The organism is Microbulbifer maximicatervae (SeqCode) (assembly GCF_052467815.1).
This window is the reverse complement of sequence record NZ_CP174326.1, coordinates 4,182,198-4,203,807: the sequence shown is the minus strand read 5'-3', so window position 1 is coordinate 4,203,807 and position 21,610 is coordinate 4,182,198. Positions and strand designations below refer to the sequence as shown.

At 51.5% G+C, this 21,610-nt stretch carries 16 protein-coding genes; 5 read left to right on the top strand and 11 right to left on the bottom strand.

The window, feature by feature from the left end; genetic code table 11:
- Window positions 1–2 precede the first annotated feature (2 nt).
- Window positions 3–893: a U32 family peptidase gene (locus ACJJIW_RS18235; protein WP_444935992.1), complete on the top strand. Its 891-nt coding sequence runs from the start codon at window positions 3–5 to the stop codon at window positions 891–893.
- Between the two features lie 73 nt (window positions 894–966).
- Here ACJJIW_RS18235 and ACJJIW_RS18230 read toward each other — a convergent pair whose 3' ends face one another.
- From ACJJIW_RS18230 to ACJJIW_RS18185, 10 genes are all read right to left on the bottom strand, one after another.
- The gene (locus tag ACJJIW_RS18230; protein ID WP_444935991.1) at window positions 967–3,660 is read right to left on the bottom strand and encodes a nitrate/nitrite transporter; all 2,694 of its coding nucleotides are present in this window, start codon (window positions 3,658–3,660) and stop codon (window positions 967–969) included.
- 24 nt (window positions 3,661–3,684) lie between these two features.
- Window positions 3,685–3,891, bottom strand: a complete 207-nt coding sequence (locus ACJJIW_RS18225; protein WP_444893773.1) for a hypothetical protein — start codon at window positions 3,889–3,891, stop codon at window positions 3,685–3,687.
- Entirely contained in the window at window positions 3,888–4,835 is a 948-nt protein-coding gene (locus tag ACJJIW_RS18220) for a peptidylprolyl isomerase (RefSeq protein WP_444935990.1), read from the bottom strand. The genes ACJJIW_RS18225 and ACJJIW_RS18220 overlap by 4 nt, the downstream gene beginning before the upstream one ends.
- A 9-nt stretch (window positions 4,836–4,844) precedes the next feature.
- A complete protein-coding gene (gene narI, locus ACJJIW_RS18215) occupies window positions 4,845–5,600 on the bottom strand; it encodes a respiratory nitrate reductase subunit gamma (protein ID WP_444935989.1) in 756 nt (251 codons plus the stop codon).
- A 35-nt stretch (window positions 5,601–5,635) separates the two neighbouring features.
- Window positions 5,636–6,328, bottom strand: a complete 693-nt coding sequence (gene narJ, locus ACJJIW_RS18210; protein WP_444935988.1) for a nitrate reductase molybdenum cofactor assembly chaperone — start codon at window positions 6,326–6,328, stop codon at window positions 5,636–5,638.
- A complete protein-coding gene (narH, locus tag ACJJIW_RS18205) occupies window positions 6,328–7,851 on the bottom strand; it encodes a nitrate reductase subunit beta (protein ID WP_444935987.1) in 1,524 nt (507 codons plus the stop codon). The genes narJ and narH overlap by 1 nt, the downstream gene beginning before the upstream one ends.
- A 102-nt stretch (window positions 7,852–7,953) precedes the next feature.
- Window positions 7,954–11,676, bottom strand: a complete 3,723-nt coding sequence (locus ACJJIW_RS18200; RefSeq protein WP_444935986.1) for a nitrate reductase subunit alpha — start codon at window positions 11,674–11,676, stop codon at window positions 7,954–7,956.
- Between the two features lie 367 nt (window positions 11,677–12,043).
- Window positions 12,044–13,387 (bottom strand): prephenate-dependent tRNA uridine(34) hydroxylase TrhP, encoded by a 1,344-nt coding sequence (trhP, locus tag ACJJIW_RS18195; RefSeq protein ID WP_444935985.1) that lies wholly within the window; start codon window positions 13,385–13,387, stop codon window positions 12,044–12,046.
- A gap of 167 nt (window positions 13,388–13,554) precedes the next feature.
- Entirely contained in the window at window positions 13,555–14,124 is a 570-nt protein-coding gene (locus ACJJIW_RS18190; RefSeq protein ID WP_282932671.1) for a cytochrome P460 family protein, read from the bottom strand.
- Between the two features lie 87 nt (window positions 14,125–14,211).
- Window positions 14,212–14,856 (bottom strand): Crp/Fnr family transcriptional regulator, encoded by a 645-nt coding sequence (locus ACJJIW_RS18185; RefSeq protein ID WP_282932672.1) that lies wholly within the window; start codon window positions 14,854–14,856, stop codon window positions 14,212–14,214.
- Between the two features lie 137 nt (window positions 14,857–14,993).
- Here ACJJIW_RS18185 and ACJJIW_RS18180 point away from each other — a divergent pair, with 137 nt between their 5' ends.
- Window positions 14,994–16,478: a bifunctional 2-methylcitrate dehydratase/aconitate hydratase gene (locus ACJJIW_RS18180; RefSeq protein ID WP_444935984.1), complete on the top strand. Its 1,485-nt coding sequence runs from the start codon at window positions 14,994–14,996 to the stop codon at window positions 16,476–16,478.
- Between the two features lie 122 nt (window positions 16,479–16,600).
- Here the strand turns inward: ACJJIW_RS18180 and ACJJIW_RS18175 are convergent, their stop codons facing one another.
- Window positions 16,601–17,539, bottom strand: coding sequence for a porin (locus ACJJIW_RS18175; protein WP_444935983.1), 939 nt, complete (start codon window positions 17,537–17,539; stop codon window positions 16,601–16,603).
- 271 nt (window positions 17,540–17,810) lie between these two features.
- Here ACJJIW_RS18175 and ACJJIW_RS18170 point away from each other — a divergent pair, with 271 nt between their 5' ends.
- The 3 genes from ACJJIW_RS18170 to ACJJIW_RS18160 all read left to right on the top strand — a co-directional run bounded on the left by ACJJIW_RS18170 (window position 17,811) and on the right by ACJJIW_RS18160 (window position 21,583).
- Window positions 17,811–20,390 carry a DNA internalization-related competence protein ComEC/Rec2 gene (locus ACJJIW_RS18170; protein ID WP_444935982.1) on the top strand — a complete coding sequence of 860 codons (2,580 nt, stop codon included), beginning with the start codon at window positions 17,811–17,813 and terminating at the stop codon, window positions 20,388–20,390.
- A gap of 149 nt (window positions 20,391–20,539) precedes the next feature.
- Complete coding sequence (locus tag ACJJIW_RS18165) at window positions 20,540–21,148, top strand: MotA/TolQ/ExbB proton channel family protein (RefSeq protein WP_282934683.1); 609 nt, start codon at window positions 20,540–20,542, stop codon at window positions 21,146–21,148.
- 15 nt (window positions 21,149–21,163) lie between these two features.
- Window positions 21,164–21,583, top strand: coding sequence for an ExbD/TolR family protein (locus ACJJIW_RS18160; protein ID WP_282932677.1), 420 nt, complete (start codon window positions 21,164–21,166; stop codon window positions 21,581–21,583).
- Window positions 21,584–21,610 lie beyond the last annotated feature (27 nt).

Sequence of the window (21,610 nt, the reverse complement as noted above, 5' to 3'; positions counted from 1 at the left end):
AGATGCGGCTAGCTCTGGGACCTGCGCAATATTATTGGCGGCGTACCGATATTAATTTTTTCTATGAAGAAATTCTTTCGGCACCGCTGGATATTATTTATTTGGGAGAAGTGGTGTGTGGTAAGAGACATGAGTTGCGAGCGGCGGACTGGTTGGATCTGGCCCGGATGTTGGCGGAGGCTTCGGACAAGCAAATAGTCCTGTCTACACTGACGTTGCTGGAATCCAATGCGGATCTCAACTGGGTACGGAAAATCTGTGACAATGGTCAGTGGTTGGTTGAAGCTAATGATATGTCGGCAGTACAGCTTTTATCGGAAGCCCGGCTGCCGTTTACCTGTGGTCCTGCCGTCAATATTTATAATCACAAAGTCGTAGAACGCCTAATGTCAATAGGCATGATGCGCTGGACGGTGCCGGTAGAAATGGGGGCGCAGCAATTGAGAGCGGTGCTTGAAGTTTGCACCAATAAACCAGAAATTGAGCTGTTTGCCCATGGCCATATGCCACTGGCTTATTCGGCGCGCTGCTTTACTGCCCGCCACCACGGGCTGGCAAAAGATAATTGCGATTACCGTTGCATGGAGTATCCCAATGGGTTGCCGTTGGCATCTCAGGAAGGAGAAGATTTATTCGTGATAAATGGGATTCAGACGCTATCCGGGGAAGTAGTTAATTTACTTCCACACTACCCACAACTGTGTGAAATGGATATTGATATTCTGCGCCTGTCTCCACAATGGCAACGAACGCACCAGGTTATTGAAGCTTTCGATCGTGCCCGGCACGGTGAATTGCTCCCACAACTCTTGCCGCCGGGGGTGGATGGCTACTGGTGTGACCGCCCCGGACTTGAGCTGATTGCCCGCAGTGGTAATGATGCGATTATGTAATTGAGCACAGGCTCTAATAATTGGGGGGTTGCACAATAGAGCCAATCTCCTGACTCTTTATTCTATTCTTATGTCAATTATTGCAGGAACCGCGCTCTACGTCGTAAAGTAAGCCATACCTTGAAGAATAGAAGCGCCAGGTGATGACCAGGCAAATCAGGTAAAAGATAAGGAATCCCCACAGTGCCGCCAAGGGGCCACCGGTAACCTCTATGGATGTTCCGTACGCCTTGGGAATAAAAAAAGCTCCATAAGCTGCGATGGCACTGGTGAAAGCAATTATGGCAGCACTCTCGCGGTCGATCTGGCGTTTCTGTTCCTCACTGTTCAAGCTGGGTATAAGGTGTGGGATCTCTTTGCCCATAATCACTGGAATCATTTGGAATGTTGAGGCATTGCCGACCCCGGTGAGGAAGAACAGGGCCATAAAGCAGGTGAAGAATCCCCAGAAAGCCCCGGCTGCTTCATTGTTGGCAATAAAGTAAATTACCCCGAGTACTGCAAGCATCATTCCGACAAAGGTCCAGAAGGTAACCCTGGCGCCCCCGTATTTATCCGCTAGCCAGCCACTACCAGCGCGGCTCAGGGCCCCCACCAATGGCCCTAAAAATACCAGCTGTAACGCATTAACATCCGGAAACTGCAGCCGTGTCAGCAATGGGAATCCAGCGGAGTATCCAATAAAGCTACCAAATGTGCCGGTATAGAGGATGCACATCAACCAGTTGTGCTTGCGCTGGAAAATAACAGCTTGTTCTGCAAAGCTGGACTTTGCATCTGCGATGTCATTCATACCCAGCCAGGCGGCCGCCGTGGAAGCAATAATCAGCGGGACCCAAATAAAGCCTGCATTCTGCATCCATAGCAAGGTGCCATCATCCGCCTGTTGTGGACTGCCACCCAGCACGCCGAAAATGCCCGCAGTGATCGCCAGGGGTACCAGAAACTGCATCACCGATACGCCCAGGTTACCGAGCCCTGCATTCAGTGCCAGAGCATGGCCCTTTTCCTTCTTCGGGAAGAAGAAAGCAATATTTGCCATTGAGGAGGCGAAGTTGCCCCCGCCCAAACCGCAAAGCAGGGCCAATACCAGGAAAATCAGGAATGGTGTGGTTGGGTCCTGCACGGCATAACCCATGCCAATTGACGGCACCAATAGGGATGCTGTGGATACTGCGGTCCACAGCCTTCCGCCGAAGATGGGCACCATAAAGCTATAAAATATTCTCAATGTGGCGCCAGACAGGCCGGGTAGGGCGGCAAGCCAGAATAATTGGGCGGAGTTAAAGTTAAAACCGATCGCAGGCAATCTCGCTACCACTACTGACCAGACCATCCACACCGCAAATGCGAGAAGTAAGGCCGGGATAGAGATCCATAAGTTCTGCCGTGCAATGGTGCGGCCTCGGGTTTCCCAAAATTCTTTGTCCTCTGGGTTCCAGTCTTCCAAGACCCGATCTTTTCTGGCTTCTTCCTCCGTTGGGCGCAGATCTTCTTCAGTATCTTCAACCTGTTCTGGGCGCTTGGCCTCAGCTTGAATCGACAAATGCATCCAGATTAAGGCGAATACGACCAGGGCAAAGAGGATTGCGAAGCAACTGGTGTAAATACCTGTTAAATCTAATGCGATGCCAAAAATAATCGGCAGTATGAAGCCGCCCAACCCCCCGATCATTCCCACTAGTCCACCGACAGAACCGATATGCTTGGGGTAATAAACCGGGATGTGTTTATAAGTTGCTGCTTTGCCCAGGCTCATAAAGAAGCCGAGCAGGAAGAGCACCACTACAAATGGCAATAGGTCCATCTGGGTACTGAAACTCAGTGGCCCATTTTTAGTAGTGATAATGTACTGGGTGGGTGGGTAAGACAGCATCAGCAGTAGTAACAGGGAGAAACCAAAGGTCCAGTACATTATGGTCCGCGCGCCGTGACGGTCAGAGAGATGTCCCCCATAAGCGCGAAATAGTGATGCCGATAGAGAGAAGGCTGCGGCGCAGATGCCGGCAGTGCGCACATCCACTTCGTAGACTTCAATCAGGTAATTGGGGGTCCACAGTGCCAGGGCGACAAAACCGCCGAATACAAAGAAGTAGTACAGAGAAAATCGCCAAACACGAATATCCTCCAAAGGCTTGAATTGCTCTGCAAATGAGGGCACTGGCTTGCCAGATTCCTTCTGCGCCACCCACTGGGGTTCATCCTTAGCGAATACAAAAAAAGTGACCGCCATCAGCGCCAACGCAGCGGCCCAGATATAGGCCACCATATGCCAACCGAAAGCCACCAGGATAAAGGGGGCTACAAACTTGGTAACGGCAGCGCCCACATTACCTGCGCCAAAAATGCCCAGAGCGGTGCCCTGTCGCTCGGGCTCAAACCAACTCGCGACATAAGTAACCCCGATAATAAATGAGCCTCCGGCCAAGCCAATCCCCAAGGCGGTCAGCAGATACATTGGATAGGTAGAGGCGAATGTCAGCAGCCAGGTGGAAAGAGCGGTGAGCAGCATTTGCAGGGTGAAGACAAGGCGGCCACCATAGCGTTCTGTCCATATGCCAAGAATTAGGCGGGTGACAGAGCCTGTGAGGACCGGAGTTGCAATAAGGAGGCCGAACTCGGATTCGCTGATACTCAGCTCTTCTTTAATCGCAATGCCAATGATCGAGAAAATCGTCCACACCGCAAAGCAGGCGGTAAAGGCGATGGTGCTCAGGCTCAATGCCCGAACCTGATCGGGCCGGGAGGCGGCAGGTAGTGAAGCCATGATGGATTTTCCCTATCCCGAGGCTTAAGGAATCAGTAGAAACACCGCAATCAGTACACAGGCAATAGTCACAATGGCCCACACCATTGGCCATAGGCGTTTTTTTTCAGGCTTGACGGAGACTGACTCCATCGGGTCGTGTCCTTCTTGGTCCGGGCCATAAGTGTCATCCCGCACGGCGTGCAGGTCCGGGTTCAAGTGGGCATCCTTGGGAGGTTTTTTGATACTCATGATGCTGGGCTCTCAGTCGTCGATGCATTTAAATCGAGTTGTACGCCCTCTATATTGGCAGTGCGCGCCAGTTCACCAATAAACCTTGAGGCCGATGTTACCCAAGCGCGCGCTTCCAGCATGTCGAGGATTTTTTCCCTGGCCAACTCAAATGGCAGTGTCTGCCCGGGAATCCGGCGATGCAGGCGCACCACATGCCAGCCGAAACGGCTCTGTACCGGTTCCCGCCCAGTGCATCCCTCTGCCAGCGCTTCCAGGGCCTGTTGTACAGCCCGATCCAGCTCGCCACGGCGAACCTGGCCCAGTGAGCCATCCTGCTGGGCTGTTGGACAGCCGGATAATTCCCGAGCGGCTGCGGCAAAGCTCTCTGCATCGTTGCCTAATTCGCTGGTGAGCTGTCGAGCCTGCTGCTCTGCCTGCAGCCGACCACTGTCGGTATCTTCGATGGGTTCAATCAGGATATGAGCGGCCTCAAATAAGTCAGGCGTGCGGAAACGATGGATATGCCCATCGTAATAGCGGCGGCATTCCTCTTCAGTGACGTGGGCTGCGGGTAGTTCCCGCTCCAGTAAAGCACTTATTTCTGTATTTTCTTCCGTGTCATTGGGATTGTCGGTATCGTTTTGTCTCTGTCCTTTGTGACGTCTGCTGGCGATAACCTGCTGCAGAAGTTCCCTAATAGCCAGAGCCCTTGCCGCTTGGTGCCAAGCGATTTCGCCCTCTGGGGCTGGGTGATATTGCATCTCCCGCGCAATCTCCTCGGCTGTAATCTCTACTCCATTGACTCGCACCTCGGCAAAGGCAGGCATCGGTGTGTGTTCAACGTCTGGACCATAACCGCAACCGCCGACCTCGCAGGCAGATGGTAATACGGGGTCTTGGAGCTTTGCCCCAGTAGGAGAGGGGGGCAGTTCGATATACTGTATGGCGTTGTCTTTGCTCATATTGAGCCTTCACTTGGGTGCTGAGCTTGTCGGTTGAGGTGCGGTCGGATCAGGTATCGGCGTCGTACTTTTGCGAGCGAGTCTTCGCGATCTCACTATTTGGTATCCGGGGCGCAACACATAGGCAAAGGGCGCACTCCAGATGTGCACCAATCGTGTAAAGGGGGTAATCAGGAATAGTGTCAGCCCGAGCACAATGTGTATCTTGTAGACGAGCTGGGTATTGATAATCAGCTCAGAGGCAGAGGGAGTAAACGTGAGTATGCCCTGAGCCCAGCCCATAAATAATACCATTTCCTTACCGCTCAGGTGATCCATGGTCCAGATGGTCGTGGCCAGTCCGATAAATAGCTGCAGCCAGATCAGCACAAGGACCAGGATGTCACCGACCGAAGAGCTGTGGCGGATGCGAGCGTAATAGAGCCGACGATGTAACAGTATGCTGCAGCCAATAAATCCGGCAATTCCGGCAAGGCCGCCAACGATCAGTGCCATTAACTGCTTGAAGCTGTGACTCACCCCAAAATAATCAAAAACCCCAATAGGAGTCAGTAGGCCAACAAAGTGCCCAACAAACAGGATCAGGATTCCCAGGTGGAGCAGATTAGACCCCAGCATCATCTGTTTGCGGCGTAAGAACTGTGAAGATTGTGATCGCCAGCTGTATTGGCCTTTGTCGAAGCGAATGATGCTACCGAGCACCAGTACGGTAAGGGCCACATATGGGTACCAACCAAATAATAAATAGTTGATGACGCTGTGCATGGTGTTTGTCTCAATAAACTTTTGGGTGGTTTATTTCACGTTTCGCTGGAAGACATAATCAATTTACCGGCGGCTTTCAGCCGCGCGATAATCCCGCTTGGTGGAACTTGGTGCTGGGGCGTTGTAAAGGTGATGGGTTTTTCCTCCCATTCTTCCTCGACAGACGTTTCCGTTGCTTGTTGGTTTCGCGCAAGTAATTCCTTTACCGCTTGGGCATCGGGCTGTTTTCCTGCGAGTTTTATGAGCAGGTGAAAGATCCCTGCGTACGCTGACTGGCGCTCGTCGAGGCGCTGGGCTAAGGCGGCAAATACATGGGCCGGTTGCGATAGCCAGTCACGGATTTCGGTTTCTGGCAAGCAGGAAATAAATTCCAGAAAGATCGGGATGTAATCAGGCAGCTCATCGCGTTGAAGGAAGCAGCCGTGTGCAATGTACTCTTCGCCCAGATTGAGCATTGCCTGGCCGCGCTCGCGGCTTTCACCGTGAATATGTTCAAAAAAATGTAGTGATAGGGCGCGGGAGCTGTCGAATAAATCGCTGTAGTCCACTTGTAAGCTCAGCAGCTCCTGCTGTAAATAACTACGTAGCAAGGGGGCAATCATGGCGCGATCTATGCTGGAAAGTGTTTGCTCACTGTCCAGTGTTTCGCGAATATCATTGATATGCGTTTTCACGGATTCACTGGGGTAGTCCAGTAGTAATGCCAGAGCACGTAATAACCTTTTCATTAGGGGGTATCCGTATAGCGTTTACCCGGCATGCGCTTGGGGCCGCCAAATAGATCAAGCTTGGTACTTCCGTTGTGTGGTTCCGTAAAGCTAAAGCCCATAGCACCGCGCAGGTGGTATGCATTTTCTTCGGATTCACGGTGGTTGGTCGGGATTACGTAGCGGTCTTCGTAGGCGGCGAGCGCCATATAGCGGTACATATCCTCAATGGTTACCCGGGTGAGGCCTACGTTTTTTGGGATTTCCTCATTGGTTATTCCATCGACGGTTTTAGCGCGCATATAGGCGCGCATTGCCAGCATCCGTTCCAGCGCACGGGCTACCGGTGCCTCGTCGCCGGCAGTGAGGAGATTGGCCAGGTAGCGCAGAGGGATTCGTAGCGAACTGACATCTGGCATCCCTTTGTTAACGGCGATCTTGCCGGCTTCAGCGGCGGATTGAATTGGCGATAGAGGAGGGACATACCAGACCATCGGTAGAGTGCGGTATTCCGGATGCAGGGGGAATGCCACCTCCCAGTCCATTACCATTTTGTACACGGGGGATTTGATTGCGGCATCCAGCCATGCCTGGGGAATACCATCGCGGGCCGCTTGCGCCTGGATCTCGGGATCGTGGGGGTTGAGGAAGATATCCCGCTGCGCGGGATACAGGTCCTTTTCATTCTCTACGGCAGCGGCTTGCTCGATTCGGTCGGCATCGTAGAGCATAACGCCCAGGTAGCGGATACGACCAACACAGGTTTCCGAGCACACGGTTGGCATCCCGGCTTCGATCCTGGGGTAGCAGAAGATACATTTCTCAGATTTGCCAGTGGACCAGTTGTAGTAAATCTTCTTATAGGGGCAGCCGGAAACGCACATACGCCAGCCACGGCATTTGCCCTGGTCAATTAGGACGATGCCATCCTCCTCCCGTTTATAAATAGCACCAGAGGGGCAGGAGGCTACACAGGATGGATTCAGGCAGTGCTCGCACAGCCGTGGCAGGTACATCAGGAAGGTGTGCTCAAACTGGCTGTAAATCTCTTTTTCGACACCGGCGAAGTTATAGTCCTTTGAGCGCGCACTGAATTCGCCGCCCAGATCATCCTCCCAGTTGCCGCTCCATTCGATTTTTGTCAGTACATCACCGGTGACCAATGAGCGGGGCTTGGCTGAGGGCTGTGCCTGGAGCTCTGGAGCCTTTTGCAGCCAGTCGTATTCGAAGGTGTAGGGCTCATAGAAATCATCAATTTCCGGCAGGTCCGGGTTGGCAAAAATATTGGCCAGCAAGCGCCACTTTGAGCCAGCCCGGGGCTGGAGCTTGCCATTTTTTTTGCGAATCCAGCCGCCGTTCCAGCGCTTTTGGTTTTCCCAGTCCTTCGGGTAACCAACACCGGGTTTGGATTCCACGTTGTTAAACCAGGCGTATTCGACACCTTCGCGGTTGGTCCATACATTTTTGCAGGTAATTGAACAGGTGTGACAGCCAATACACTTGTCGAGATTCAGGACCATCCCAATCTGGGCACGGATTTTCATCTCAGCTTCCTGTTTTTATGCCGGCGACCTTGCGCGTCCATTTCCAAATCCATAACAACTCACAAAATTATTTTGCTGGGGCAGTGGTGAGAGTGAGGCTGTTTAAGTCGTAGCCGGTAGTACTTCCTTGTCAAACCAGTTGATTTCATTCATTTTGCGCACCACCACAAACTGGTCGCGGTTGGCGCCGACGGTGCCGTAGTAATTGAAACCATAGGCTAGCTGGCAGTAGCCACCGATCATGTGGGTTGGCTTCATATTGACCCGGGTGACTGAATTGTGGATGCCACCGCGCTGATTGGTAATTTCCGAGCCCACGGTATTTACGATTTTTTCCTGGGCGTGGTACATGATGGCTGAGCCCGGCATGATGCGCTGGGAGACCACCGCGCGGGCCGTCAGGGCACCATTGATGTTGAAGGCCTCGATCCAATCGTTGTCCCTAATACCGGCTTTTTGTGCATCTTCCTCACTCATCCACACCACCGGGCCGCCCCGGTTGAGGCTCAACATAATCAGGTTTTCAGTATAGGTAGAGTGGATTCCCCACTTCTGGTGGGGAGTGAGAATATTGAGTTGGATCTCTGGGTTTCCGTTGGGGATTTTCCCCAGCACCTGTTTGACTGAACGGGTATCGATAGGAGGCCGCCAGGTAACGAACCCCTCTCCAAATGCCAGCATCCAGTTGTGGTCCTGGTACAGTTGTTGGCGGCCTGTGATTGTGCGCCAGGGAATCAGCTCGTGTACATTGGTCCAGTTAGAGGTGTAGGAAACATGCTCGCTTTCGATACCGGACCAGGTGGGAGAGGAAATGATTTTTCGGGGCTGTGATACTACATCGCGAAAGCGGATTTTTTCCTCTTCTTTACCCTCGGCCAAGTGCTCGTGGTTACGGCCGGTATTTTTTCCCAGTGCTTGCCACGCCTTTACCGCTACTTCACCGTTGGTTTCCGGTGCCAGCATCAGAATGGTTTCACAGGCCTCGATGTCGGTTTCGATTTTGGGGCGCCCGGCGCACTCCCCTGACTTGATCCTGCCATTGAGATTAGCCAGGTTATCGATCTCGGTATTGGTATTCCAGTTGAGCCCTTTGCCACCATTGCCTTTGTGTTCCAGTTCTGGGCCTATGGAGGTAAAGCGTTCATAGGTGGCTGGATAGTTGCGCTCTACAATGGCGATACTGGGCATGGTAACGCCAGGCTCGGGCTCGCATTCACCGCGCTTCCAATCCTTGGGTTCGTAGGGCTGGGCAATTTCCCCGGGTGTGTCATGTTGGATCGGGGTCAATACTAAATCCCGCTCCACGCCGAGTATCTCCGGACATATTTCTGAGAATTTCCGGGCAATCCCTTTGAAAATATCCCAGTCACTGCGACACTCCCAAACCGGGTCCACCGCAGCGGTTAAGGGGTGGATGAATGGATGCATATCTGAGGTGTTGAGATCGTGTTTCTCATACCAGGTGGCGGTGGGCAGGACTATGTCGCTGTACAAACTGGTGGTCGACATGCGGAAATCAATATTCACCATCAGGTCCAGTTTGCCGGCAGGGGCCTCTTCATGCCAGCGCACTTCACTGGGGCGCCCCTCATCAGCATCATTTTCTTCTCCCACCACGCCGTGCAATGAACCGATAAAGTGTTTGAGAAAATACTCGTGACCTTTGCCGCTGGCACCCAGCACATTGGAGCGCCAGAAGAACATGTTGCGCGGCCAATTCTGGGGACTGTCCGGGTCCTCGCTGGCAAATGCCAATTCGCCGGATTTTAATTTTCTGGGAATTGCTTCTGCGGGGGATTCCCCCGTTTCGGTAAGCTGTTTAGCAACTTCTAGTGGATTAGTATTCAGTTGTGGTGCGGAAGGCAGCCAGCCCATACGTTCGGCGCGCACGTTGTAGTCGATGATCTCCTGGCCCCAGTCTCCCCTGGGGGCGAGTGGGGAAAGGATGTCGGAAACCTTCAGGGATTCATAGCGCCACTGGTTGGTATGGGCATAGAAAAATGAGGTGCCATTCATATGGCGGGGAGGGCGGTTCCAGTCCAGGGCGAAGGCGACTGGCAGCCAGCCGGTTTGTGGGCGAAGTTTCTCCTGGCCGACGTAGTGTGCCCATCCTCCTCCTGATTTACCCACACAGCCGCACATGATCAGCAGTGCAATAATGCCGCGATAGCTCATGTCCATGTGGTACCAGTGATTGAGGCCGGCGCCCAGGATCACCATGGATCGGCCTTCAGTAGCCTCAGCATTGGTGGCAAATTCCTGTGCAACATGGATGATGGCATCGCGTTTTACACCGCAAACTGATTCGGCCCAGGCGGGGGTAAAAGGCAGATCATCATCGTAGCTTTTTGCTATATTGCCGCCGCCGAAGTCGCGATCGACGCCATAGTTGGCAAGAAACAGGTCGAAGGTGGAGGCTACTTGGCAAGGGCCTCCTTTTAGTTCGACGGTCGTTACCGGTATCGTACGCGCCAGGATGGTATCGTGCCCGGTTGCAACAAAGGTTTCAGGGGCATCGGCGCCAAAATAGGGGAATGCAACGGCTTCCCGGCTGTTCGATATTTTCTCCAGGCTCAGTGCGAGCTTGATAGCGCGCCCCTGGCCATCTTTCTCTTCCAGGTTCCACTTGCCCTGTTGTCCCCAGCGGAATCCGGCACTGCCGTTGGGGCAGACAATATCACCGCTGGGTTCATCGAAAGCGACGGGTTTCCAGTCGGGGTTGTTGTCCTCACCCAGAGCGCCGCTGAAGTCGGCCGCCCGCAACAACCGGTCTGGTACTAACTGTCCATCCCGCTCAACCAGTTTGACCAGGAATGGCATGTCAGTGAATTGCCGTGCGTAGTTCATAAAATACGGAACCTGCCGCTTTACATAGTACTCGGTGAGAACAACATGTCCGAGTGCCAGGGCCAAGGCGGCATCTGTTCCCTGCTTGGGGTGCAGCCACAGATCGGCAAACTTACAGGCCTCGCTATAGTCCGGTGAAACTACAACGCTTTTAGTGCCTTTGTAGCGCACTTCGGTATAAAAGTGCGCATCTGGTGAGCGTGTCTGTGGGACATTTGACCCCCATACCAGGAGATAGCCGGAGTTGTACCAGTCAGCGCTCTCAGGAACGTCGGTTTGCTCTCCCCAGGTTTGGGGGGAAGAGGGGGGTAGGTCACAGTACCAGTCGTAAAAGCTCAGCAGCACGCCACCGAGAAGTGATAAATAGCGACTGCCGGCGGCATAGGAAACCATCGACATTGCGGGAATAGGGGAGAAGCCAGCGACTCGGTCGGGTCCGTACTTGTCGATCGTATAGGCGTTAGCTGCGGCGATTATCTCATTGACTTCATCCCAGCCGATACGGACGAAACCACCCCTACCACGGCGGGAAACCCAGCTCTCACGACTGTTCTGGTCTTCTGTAATAGAGCGCCAGGCATCTACAGGGGATTTAGAGGTGCGCGCGTTGCGCCAGGCCTCCACCAATCGTGCCCGAACCAGTGGGTATTTCACTCGGGTGCCGGAATAGAGGTACCAGCTGTAACTGGCACCCCGGGGACAGCCTCGCGGTTCATGGTTGGGTAGATCGGGCCGGGTGCGGGGGTAGTCAGTCTGTTGAGTCTCCCAGGTAACAATGCCGCCCTTTACGTAGATTTTCCATGAGCAAGAGCCGGTGCAGTTGACACCGTGGGTAGACCGTACAATTTTGTCAGCCGCCCAGCGTTTGCGATAGGCATCCTCCCAATCCTGGGACTCACCTGTTGTAATTCCATGAGCGTCAGAAAAAGTTTCGGTGCGTTGGCGAAAAAAGGTGAGGCGGTCCAGGAAGTGACTCATATGCTATTCATCCATGAGTGCATGAGAGAGTAAGCGGTGCGCCTAGTGCCTAGAGGCTAGCTGAGACTTTTGCTATTTCAAGGTTGTTTCTTTTTCATTCCCTGAAGATAGCTGCAGCCGAGCAGAAAAATATGTGGAATGAAGTGGTTGAGGATTCAGCTGACTTTCAAGCTAGTGGCACTTGTCTAGTGCTGGAGTTTGAAATTTCCTGAACGGTTGTAAGTAGGCCAATAGATGGGGGAGTGAAGTGCTTTAGAAAACTGAATGAGTCTTCTAGGGAGCCTCTGGGTTATTCAGAGGTTCCCTAGATTGCTAAAACGAGCTGCAAAAAGGCGATTACGCCATATTTATCACTGTGGGTAGTTATTTAGCCCAGTGCTTTGACCAATAATGCCCGCTGCAATTGCGTATCTTCAATACCTTCCGGCCGAGGAATTTTCACAATATGCCCTGAGCCTGGCGCCACATCGATAGCCTTACCTTCCGTATTCTCCATTTGCTCCAAGGGGAAGAACAAGCTACCGCTGGGAGTCATTAACTCCAATTGATCACCGCGTTCAAAGCGATTTTTTACATCAATCGTCAAATACTCAGGACTGCCGTCAATAAGCTCGCCTACGAACTGTTGGCCCGGAGTTGATATCAATCCCTTTTCATATTGCTGGTATTCTGCTGGTGGATGGCGACGGTAGAAACCTTCCGTGTAGCCCCGGTTCGAGAGGGTTTCTAATTCGTCCATCATCTTCATGTCAAAGTCTTTTCCTGCTGCAGCATCGTCTATCGCGCGACGATAGATCTGAGCAGTACGAGCCACATAGTAGTGGGATTTGGTGCGACCTTCGATTTTTAAAGAGTGAACGCCCATTTCCGAGAGGCGCTTGACGTGCTGTACGGCCCGCAGATCTTTGGAGTTCATGATGTAGGTACCGTGCTCATCTTCGTAGGCCGGCATATATTCTCCAGGGCGACCCTCTTCCTGTAGTAAAAAGGCCTGGGAAGTACTTTCACTGGCGGAGGTGGGTTGCTTGGTGGGTTCCTGGGTTTGCACATGAATCAACTCGCCAACTTCATTCTCTTTGGCTTCATGAGCTTGGTATTGCCAGCGGCAGGAGTTGGTGCAGGCACCCTGGTTGGCATCTCTATGGGTCATATAACCGGATAGCAAGCAGCGCCCGGAATAGGCGATACAGAGCGCACCGTGGACAAAGACTTCCAACTCCATTTCAGGCACTCTCTGGCGAATTTCTTCAATCTCATCCAGGGATAATTCCCGGGAAAGTATCACCCGAGATAACCCCTGGCGATGCCAGAACTTTACGGTCGCGTAGTTTACCGCATTGGCCTGTACGGATAGGTGGACTGGCAGATCAGGCCAGCGCTCCCTTACCATCATTATCAGGCCCGGGTCGGACATAATCAGGGCGTCAGGCCCCATTTCGACAATTTCTTCCAGGTCCCGCAGGTAACTGCGAACTTTGTCGTTGTGAGCGGCGATATTAGAGGCGATATAGAACTGTTTTCCCTGCTGGTGTGCTTCTTCTATGCCTAGGCGCAGGGTTTCAATATTTTTAAATTCATTATTGCGCACACGCAAGCTGTAGCGGGGTTGGCCGGCATAAACGGCATCGGCACCATAGGCAAACGCATATCGCATATTTTTTAAAGTCCCTGCGGGGGACAGTAACTCAGGTTTAAACACGGAAAAACTCATAGTGGAATAGTCGGACGCGGCCGCATGTTAACGGTATTCAAGATCGCGCTAATTGATATAAATCAATTAGCGCTGGGGTGGGGGTGATAAGCTGTTATGGAGGGAATCTATGCTGTTACTCTAGCCGAATAATAGACCTCTAACCTCTGATTTTTGCTGTTTACTTTTTAGTTCTGCAGGACCTGCTGATAACCCTGTGTGTATACCCAGTCATTATTCTTGGCAGGCAAATGACATCCAAAACAGTTGTTAAGCCCGGTGCCTTTCCAGGTTTCAGTTTCACTTTTGGCTATTCCTGGCTTAAATAAAGCCCATCCCCAGCCTTCTGCCCAAGCCGGGTTTTCTGGGAAGCGGTTGTTATCGTCTTTTACCATCATAAAAGTGAATTGAAGGTCTGAGGAGTAATAAGCCAACCCTGTGGTTAAGGGCTCCGATTGGGTGCTATTAACATCCTTTACCAAAACTGTCCCATCGGGAAACTTCCCCTTTTTGCGATACCCTTCTACTGCCTGGGGCTGGGTATAAACATTATGAGTATCCCATCCATCGCCACTCGAGGACTTTACCTGATAGGAGCCCAGGAAGACCCATTCCCGGCGGTAATTATCCGGCAAAGTAATATTCCCCTGGCTATCAACCATGCTTTTATAGGTTGAATTGAGGTTTTCATCGGCCTTTGCAGAAATACCCAATACGAGTGTCAGAACTAAAGAGGTAAATAAGTAGGCGCTGCGCATAATCCTTTTCCATTGCTGTTGATGTGGGAGAGCTATACCCGGGTTTCAGCTGCTGGAAAGTATATGAAGGCGGGAAGGGTAAAACTGTCAGCTGGCTGACACTGGCGCATATATTTGGTTCTCTGCCAGGCTTTTTAACGCGGTTTGATCGAGAAGGCAGATATATTGGCGCGTATAGTCGATAACACCATCAGACTTCCACTGTTTAAGCTGTTGGCTGACTGTTTGCCTGCTGCCACCAGCCATGACGGCTAGTTCGGACTGGGTCAACTTGATGTCTAGTTGATGTCCATGACCACAGGGTTGTCCCCGGTAATTAAATAGTTGTGCTAACAAATTGGCCAACCGGACCGGTAAGGGGGCGGTGATGTGGAGGAAAAGACGTTGCTGAAGCTGAGATTCCCTTGTGGCTAGTTGTTGCAATAGCCCATCGTGGGTCTGTGATTGGCGCTCCATCACGGCGTTTAGATGTTGAATGGATGTAACTTCCAGTTCGCTGCCGGATTTGGCGGTTGCTTGAATGTCCATGTTTTTCCCAGTTAGACCTGGTCCAAACCATGATCCGGGCCCGTAGAGATCGATAATGGCTAGGTTGCCGCAGTAGTCCACTTTTTGGATAAGGACGTAGCCGGCATGAATAAAATAAACCTGGGAACCAGAATCCCCTTGTCGGAGTAATACCGTTTCTTTGAGGAATCGAAGCTTTTTTATTGGATCGCTAGTTCGTTGCAAGTGGGTTGATTCCTGTTTTTAGAGATTCCTAACAATATAAAATTCTTCGGTCGTTTGTTTAACTATCTGAAGTTTAGGAAACAGCTAATCTTACTCCATCTGTTTTGCCCTCCGACAATTTCACGGGCTATTCAATCATGATTGCTGACCCCGCTCCGAATATCCGCCCCGATTACGATCAGGTGATACAGGATATCGCAGATTATGTGCTTCATTTCAAAGTGGGTTCCAGTGATGCTTGGGAAACAGCACGGTTAAGCCTGATGGACTCCTTGGGGTGTGCCTTTCTGGCGTTGAGTTTCCCTGAATGCACAAAGTTGTTAGGTCCCTGGGTGGAGGGGACATGGGTGCCGAATGGGGCCCGGGTACCTGGCACCCGGTTTCGCTTGGACCCGATAAAAGCGTCATGGGACATCGGCTGTACAATTCGATGGCTCGATTACAACGACACTTGGTTGGCGGCTGAATGGGGGCATCCCTCTGACAATCTTGGGGCAATATTGGCCGTTTGTGACCACCTGTCGCAAGGGCGATTAGTTAAAGGGGGAAGCCCAATAAAAATGGGCGCGGTACTCGAAGCAATGGTCAAAGCCTACGAGATTCAAGGTGTCTTGGCATTGTCTAACAGCTTTAATCGGGTTGGGCTCGATCATGTACTACTGGTGCGGGTTGCTTCTGCCGCTGTGGCTGCCTGGCTTAAAGGTGCTGGGCGGGAGGAAGTAATGGCGGCGGTGTCTCAGGCGTGGGCGGACGGTGGAGCATTGCGGGCCTATAGGCACTCCCCGAATACTGGATCACGCAAGTCCTGGGCTGCAGGTGATGCGAGTTCCCGTGGTGTTCGCTTGGCTGATTTGGCGATAAGTGGAGAAATGGGAGTGCCCGGAGTACTTACGGCGAAACAATGGGGGTTTTATGATGTCCTGTTTAGCAAGTTGAATGCTGAGCAGCAACTGAAACCACCATCAGAGCGCAATTTTCAGTTCCCCAGAAGTTTTGGCTCCTATGTCATGGAGAATATCTTATTCAAAATTTCTTATCCGGCTGAGTTTCACGGTCAAACAGCTTGTGAGGCGGCAATTATTTTACATCCACAGGTTGCAGACCGTATCGATAATATTACCAAGGTGGTAGTGACCACACATGAATCAGCCCTTCGCATCATCACTAAATCAGGTCCATTAAATAATCCGGCAGATCGGGATCATTGTTTGCAATATATTGTTGCAGTGGCGCTTATTTTTGGTGACTTACAGCCAGGTTTTTATGAAGATGATTTTCATCGCGATCACAAAGAGATCGATATCTTGCGGGACAAGATTGAAGTGATAGAAGATAAAGGTTACTCAAAAGATTATTTAGACCCAGATAAGCGTTCTATAGCCAGTGCGGTACAAGTATTTTTTAAAAGTGGTGACGCATCAGAAAAGATTGAAGTTGAATATCCGATGGGACACCGCCGTCGCCGACGGGAGGGGATTCCGTTATTGGAAGATAAGTTCCGTAGTAATTTAGCTACGCGATTCCCTCAAGGGCGGGCTAACAAAATTTTTGCAGCTATTAATGATCTTCAAGGGTTAAAGCAGTTGTCAGTTAATCGCTTTATGGATCTATTGGTTATTTAGAGGCTCCTTAGGAAATTCCCCAGAGTGAAAAAGGCGGCCAAAGGCCGCCTTTTTTACTGCTCAATCTTCCCTATGCGACAGAATCGCACTTCCCAAATTGGATCGCTGCACCTCAGGAATGATTAGAACTTGTATTCAACACCAATACCGGCGTAGCTGCGATCGTAGTCGTCGTCAGCGGTTTCGTCGGTGTAGAAGCCGAAAATTTTGGCTGCACTGTTGAATTTGTAGTCTGCGCCCAGGCTGAAAGTTTCACCGCCTTCTTCTTTGATATCAGATTGGCCGTATTGGGCTTTCAGTGTCCACTGGTCCAGTTTGTAAGCAACAGAACTCATCCAGCCATCAACAGTTTCCCCATCATCCGTGTCTTGCTCTTCGAACAGGGCGCCTACCTGTACGGGGCCGATGTTGTACTGGGCTACGAAACGATGAACATCAACGTCCTGATCTTCAACGTCCTGGTCCATAGCGTAGGCCAGGTAAACACCATTGTTGTCGTAGGCGACAGACATGGATACGCCGTTGTTGCGTTCTTCGCCAGTTACGTCGTCAATAACTTCTTCTTTGTTGCTGATGAAAGCAGCGGAAGCTTTGAAGCCGCCGAAAGAAGGGGTAGTGTACTGAAGCGCGTCTTCTTCGCGGTTATCGCTGTTGGTGATCAGACTCTTGATATCGCCTTCCAGATCGTTGAACAGGTCAACTTTCTTCTGGGCAACTTTCAGGGGAGTATCGAATTTACCCGCGATCAATTGGCCGAAACCGCCTTCCAGGCCTGCGTAGATGTTGCGCTGGGAGAAAGTATCGTCAGCGTCACCGTCCATATCTACTTCGTATTCCATACGGTAGATACCTTTAACGCCTTCAGTCAGGGCGATTTCGCCCTTAACGCCCAGGCGGGAAGCGTTGCTCTGAACGTCGGTGACAGAATCATCACCTTCGTCAGCCGCCTGGAAAGTGACATTGGCTTTGCCGTAAAAGTCGAGTACATCGCCTTCATCTTGGGCGTTGGCCAGAGCAGGTACCATGGCAACGATGGCCAGAGAGAGAGCGGTCTTATTCATAATCGTCTCGCACAGTTTATGGTTTTGGGTTGGAAGGTGCCTTCCGTGTCGTCCTAGTTGGCTACCTTTCGATTTGGTGCGGATTCTGCGTTTTGAATATTACAAACATGTTAAAAATGGCATTTTTCTTAAAAATATGTGACCGGCCGGTGCTATGAATGGCAGGTAAGCTAGCTACAGTAAGGTTTTAGGCGCCTGGAGCGGTGGGGCGCAATCATCGTTGATTTGGGTGCGAGTGGTCAATAGTTGAACAGAAAAGGTGGTGCAAAGGATGGCGCTGCGGGTGGAATTATTGAGTTTGGGGGGGCTGAATCACAGGTTCTCGCATTTACTGGCCGGGGCGAGAGGCATTATCGATCTCGCAGGGCCCAGCATATACCTTTGGGTTTACTCACTATCCATAATTGCGGTTGGCTGCCTTGCCCAATTGCCTGCTGAAAGTACGCTGTGGATATTGTATATCTCCCTATCCTTGCTGGTTGGGGGGATCACACGCCGCTGGCGCTTCCTTGCTCTGATCCTTCTCTCATTTATTGGTGCGGCCTGGGCACTCCACTCTCATGGAGTATCCCTGGATCGACGGCTTCCCCTCAACGCACACGGTGCAGACTTTGTACTTCAGTTGGATCTAGTCTCCCTGCCTGAGCTAACGGAGGGGGGAGGATTTGGCGCTGGTCCCGAATCACGAACGGTGCGTTTCCGGGCTCGAGTTGTGGATATCGTTTCTAGTTCTTTAACTGAAGAGGAGCCCCAGTTATCACCGCCAGAGCTATCTATCGGTAGCCTTCTCAACCTAACCTGGTACCGAGTTGACGGTGAGGCTCTAGCTCGTCTGCGGGGTGGCTCCCAATGGGTATTGCCTGTCCGATTGAGAAGCCCAAGGGGAAGTGTTAATCCACATACATTCGACTATGAAGGCTGGCTGTTGCGAGAGGGAATTACGGCAACAGGTTATGTTCGCCCCCGCGATTATCCCCCTCAGTGGCTGGGGCAGGGGGGAGGCATTATCGAGTTAAGGGATGAATTGCGCTCCCAAATTAGCCAGTTACCGATCCATCGACCGGACCTGATAGCGGCGCTATTACTAGGGGATCGCAGTCAGTTGAGCGAAGGTGATACCGACCTGCTTAAAAGGACAGGTACAGGCCACCTGATAGCCATATCTGGCTTACATGTGGGCATGGTGGCCGGTTGTATTTTGTTGATGGGCACCTTTCTGGCAAAAGGGATTGGGCTTTTCACGGGCACCAGCCGTTTTGGTATTGCGATAGGACTCGCCTTGGTGGCTAGCCTTGTTTATACCTTGATCGCCGGCGTTCCTCTATCCGCACAACGGGCGCTTGTAATGACCTGGGTGCTATTGCTGGGGTGGCACTGGCGGCGCAGACTGGGAGCGGGTTTTGCTTTCTCATTGGCACTGGCAATAGTGCTTAGCTTGCAGCCACTGGCTTTTTACAGTGCTGGCTTTTGGTTGTCATTTGTGGCCGTCGGCAGTCTGCTTTTGGGGTTTAGTGGGCGAATTGCTTTAAGTCGAGTGCCGCAATGGAGGCCGAAGGCTGAGGCCTCTGATGCTGTAACCTCATGGCAGCATCGATTTTCCCAGTTATCGTTATGGCAGCTGTTGCGCAGCCAGTGGCTGATTGCAATTGGCTTGTTTATCCCATCGATAATATATTTTTCTGGCTTTAGCCTTTCAGGTGTATTGGTCAATCTTGTAGCGATTCCCTGGATGGGCCTATCTATTTTACCATCACTTATGTTAGGTGCTGTATTTATTGATACTCAGCTGGGTGTTTGGCTGCTGCAGTTTGCAGGTTGGCAATTGGATCTGCTGATGACTGCGCTCGATATTGTCGATCATTCGATACCGGGGTTCCGTGGTTTTGCGATTGCTTCCACTGCATTGGTGATAGTCATCGCCGGGCTTGGCGCGGTGCTACTTTTGCTGCCTAAAGGGTTGCCAGGGCGCAAGTTGGGCTGGTTATTTTTTCTTCCAGTTGCTCAGCCCTGGCTTTCTACATTGGCGCCGGCAGATGAGCGTTTGAAGTTGTCAGTCCTGGATGTTGGTCAGGGGTTGTCAGTAGTTATCAGCACTGGAAAAAGTCGTATTGTTTATGATGCAGGGCCTTCAATCCCCTCGGGCTGGAGCGCGGGAGGTTCGATAGTGGCTCCCTACTTGATGAGTAGCGGAGGTAGTGAACTAGATATGCTAATCGTCAGTCATGGTGATAGGGATCATGCCGGCGGCGTGGCGGGTTTACTTAGAAACATTGAAGCAAAAAAGCTCTATGCTCCGGGGACTTTAACTAGCAATTTACCATTATCGCCAGCCACGATTACTGAGCAGTGCTGGGCAGGAATGGAAGAACAGCTGGGAGATATATCATTTCGATGGTTATGGCCCTCCTTAACGGCACAGGGAGAGGAATTACTGGATGGTGAGGAGAACGATCACAGCTGTGTAATTTTGGCTGAGTGGCAGGGGGTGCGTTTACTGCTTACTGGGGATATCAGTCGTAAGGTTGAATATCAACTGTCTAAAATGTATCCACAATTTTCCGCTGTTGACGTACTGATCGCGCCTCATCATGGTTCCCGCTCTTCCTCATCGGTCGCTTTACTCGAATGGGCCAGGCCTAAACGGGTTGTATTTAGTGCCGGTTTCCGCCATCACTTTGGCCACCCTCACACCGATGTTGTGAAGCGCTACCAAAACTTCGGTGCAAGAATTTTAAATACCGCTGAGAGTGGTGCGATCGAGTTTTTGTGGAGGCACGGAGAGGAAGCACCTGAAGTTAAACAGGCTCGTTTGGCACCTCGGTTTTGGTATGCGAGTCACAACAGGGACTAACGAAGTATGGGAGGACTTAGCCGCCGGGATCAGCTGTGGTAAAGTGCAGCTCCACGCATATTTAGATGCGCTAATAATTTTTCCGATGAAGCCTTTCGCTGTTTGGGACTATAAAAGTGGTAGAAGAAACAAAACTATACGATTTATTAATGCTCGGCGGCTGGTTGATGGTACCAATCATGCTTTGTTCTGTAGCAGTTTTAGCTATCTGCGGAGAGCGTTTATGGACTTTGCACTCACAGCGCATTGCACCGAATACCCTTCTAGGGGAAGTTTGGGGTTGGCTCAAAAACAACCAGATCAATGCTGAAAAATTAAAGGAGCTGCGCGACTCCAGTCTATTGGGGAAAATCTTTGCTGCGGGTCTTTCCAATTCTCGCCACGGTCGCGAAGTAATGAAGGACAGTATCGAGGAGACTGCCAGTCAAGTAGTTCATGAGCTTGAGCGGTTTTTAGGTGCTCTCGGTACTATTGCTGCAGTGGCACCGCTAATTGGCCTGCTGGGGACTGTGATTGGCATGATTGATGTATTCGGACAAATTGTAATTCAGGGTACAGGTAATCCTGCTGCCTTAGCCGGTGGGATCAGTAAGGCCCTGATCACCACTGCTGCTGGCTTGACCGTAGCGATTCCGGCATTGATGGCGCATAGATACTTCCAGCGTCGCGTTGACACCATTGTTGTGGCAATGGAGCAGGAAGCGGTCAAGCTTGTTGATGCCTTGCATAGCGATCGTAAAATCGAAGTCGCAGCCTGAGTGGGGTAGCAAGCGATGCAATTCCGCCGCCAAGCCAAAGAGCAGGAAGGGGTTAACCTGACGCCGCTTATTGATGTGGTATTCCTGCTATTGATTTTCTTTATGGTGTCTACAACCTTTACTAAGGAAAGCCACCTTAAGCTGAATCTGCCTGAAGCAGCAGGCCCCCAAGCTGTTGAACAGCCTAAATTTGTGGAGATTTTGATCAGCTCCGATGGCTCATACTCAGTAGATGGGCAGGCTTTAATCAATAAGAAGATCAACACTCTCAAATCTGCGCTGTCGGAAGTTTCCGCAGGCGAGTACAATCGCCCGCTTGTGATAACCGCCGACGCCACCGCTCATCACCAAGCCGTGGTTCGGGCAATGGATGCCGCTGGACAGCTAGGCTTTGTCAACCTAAGCATTACTACACGGCAACCGGAAGAAAACTAGCGCGGAACCCTGACTGGGAACTGACTT

Coding starts and splice junctions, on each gene's coding strand:
- ACJJIW_RS18235 (WP_444935992.1), top strand. CDS start 3: ATGCGGCTAGCTCTGGGACCTGCGCAATATTATTGGCGGCGTACCGAT.
- ACJJIW_RS18230 (WP_444935991.1), bottom strand. CDS start 3,660: ATGGCTTCACTACCTGCCGCCTCCCGGCCCGATCAGGTTCGGGCATTG.
- ACJJIW_RS18225 (WP_444893773.1), bottom strand. CDS start 3,891: ATGAGTATCAAAAAACCTCCCAAGGATGCCCACTTGAACCCGGACCTG.
- ACJJIW_RS18220 (WP_444935990.1), bottom strand. CDS start 4,835: ATGAGCAAAGACAACGCCATACAGTATATCGAACTGCCCCCCTCTCCT.
- narI (WP_444935989.1), bottom strand. CDS start 5,600: ATGCACAGCGTCATCAACTATTTATTATTTGGTTGGTACCCATATGTG.
- narJ (WP_444935988.1), bottom strand. CDS start 6,328: ATGAAAAGGTTATTACGTGCTCTGGCATTACTACTGGACTACCCCAGT.
- narH (WP_444935987.1), bottom strand. CDS start 7,851: ATGAAAATCCGTGCCCAGATTGGGATGGTCCTGAATCTCGACAAGTGT.
- ACJJIW_RS18200 (WP_444935986.1), bottom strand. CDS start 11,676: ATGAGTCACTTCCTGGACCGCCTCACCTTTTTTCGCCAACGCACCGAA.
- trhP (WP_444935985.1), bottom strand. CDS start 13,387: ATGAGTTTTTCCGTGTTTAAACCTGAGTTACTGTCCCCCGCAGGGACT.
- ACJJIW_RS18190 (WP_282932671.1), bottom strand. CDS start 14,124: ATGCGCAGCGCCTACTTATTTACCTCTTTAGTTCTGACACTCGTATTG.
- ACJJIW_RS18180 (WP_444935984.1), top strand. CDS start 14,994: ATGATTGCTGACCCCGCTCCGAATATCCGCCCCGATTACGATCAGGTG.
- ACJJIW_RS18175 (WP_444935983.1), bottom strand. CDS start 17,539: ATGAATAAGACCGCTCTCTCTCTGGCCATCGTTGCCATGGTACCTGCT.
- ACJJIW_RS18170 (WP_444935982.1), top strand. CDS start 17,811: ATGGCGCTGCGGGTGGAATTATTGAGTTTGGGGGGGCTGAATCACAGG.
- ACJJIW_RS18165 (WP_282934683.1), top strand. CDS start 20,540: ATGCTCGGCGGCTGGTTGATGGTACCAATCATGCTTTGTTCTGTAGCA.
- ACJJIW_RS18160 (WP_282932677.1), top strand. CDS start 21,164: ATGCAATTCCGCCGCCAAGCCAAAGAGCAGGAAGGGGTTAACCTGACG.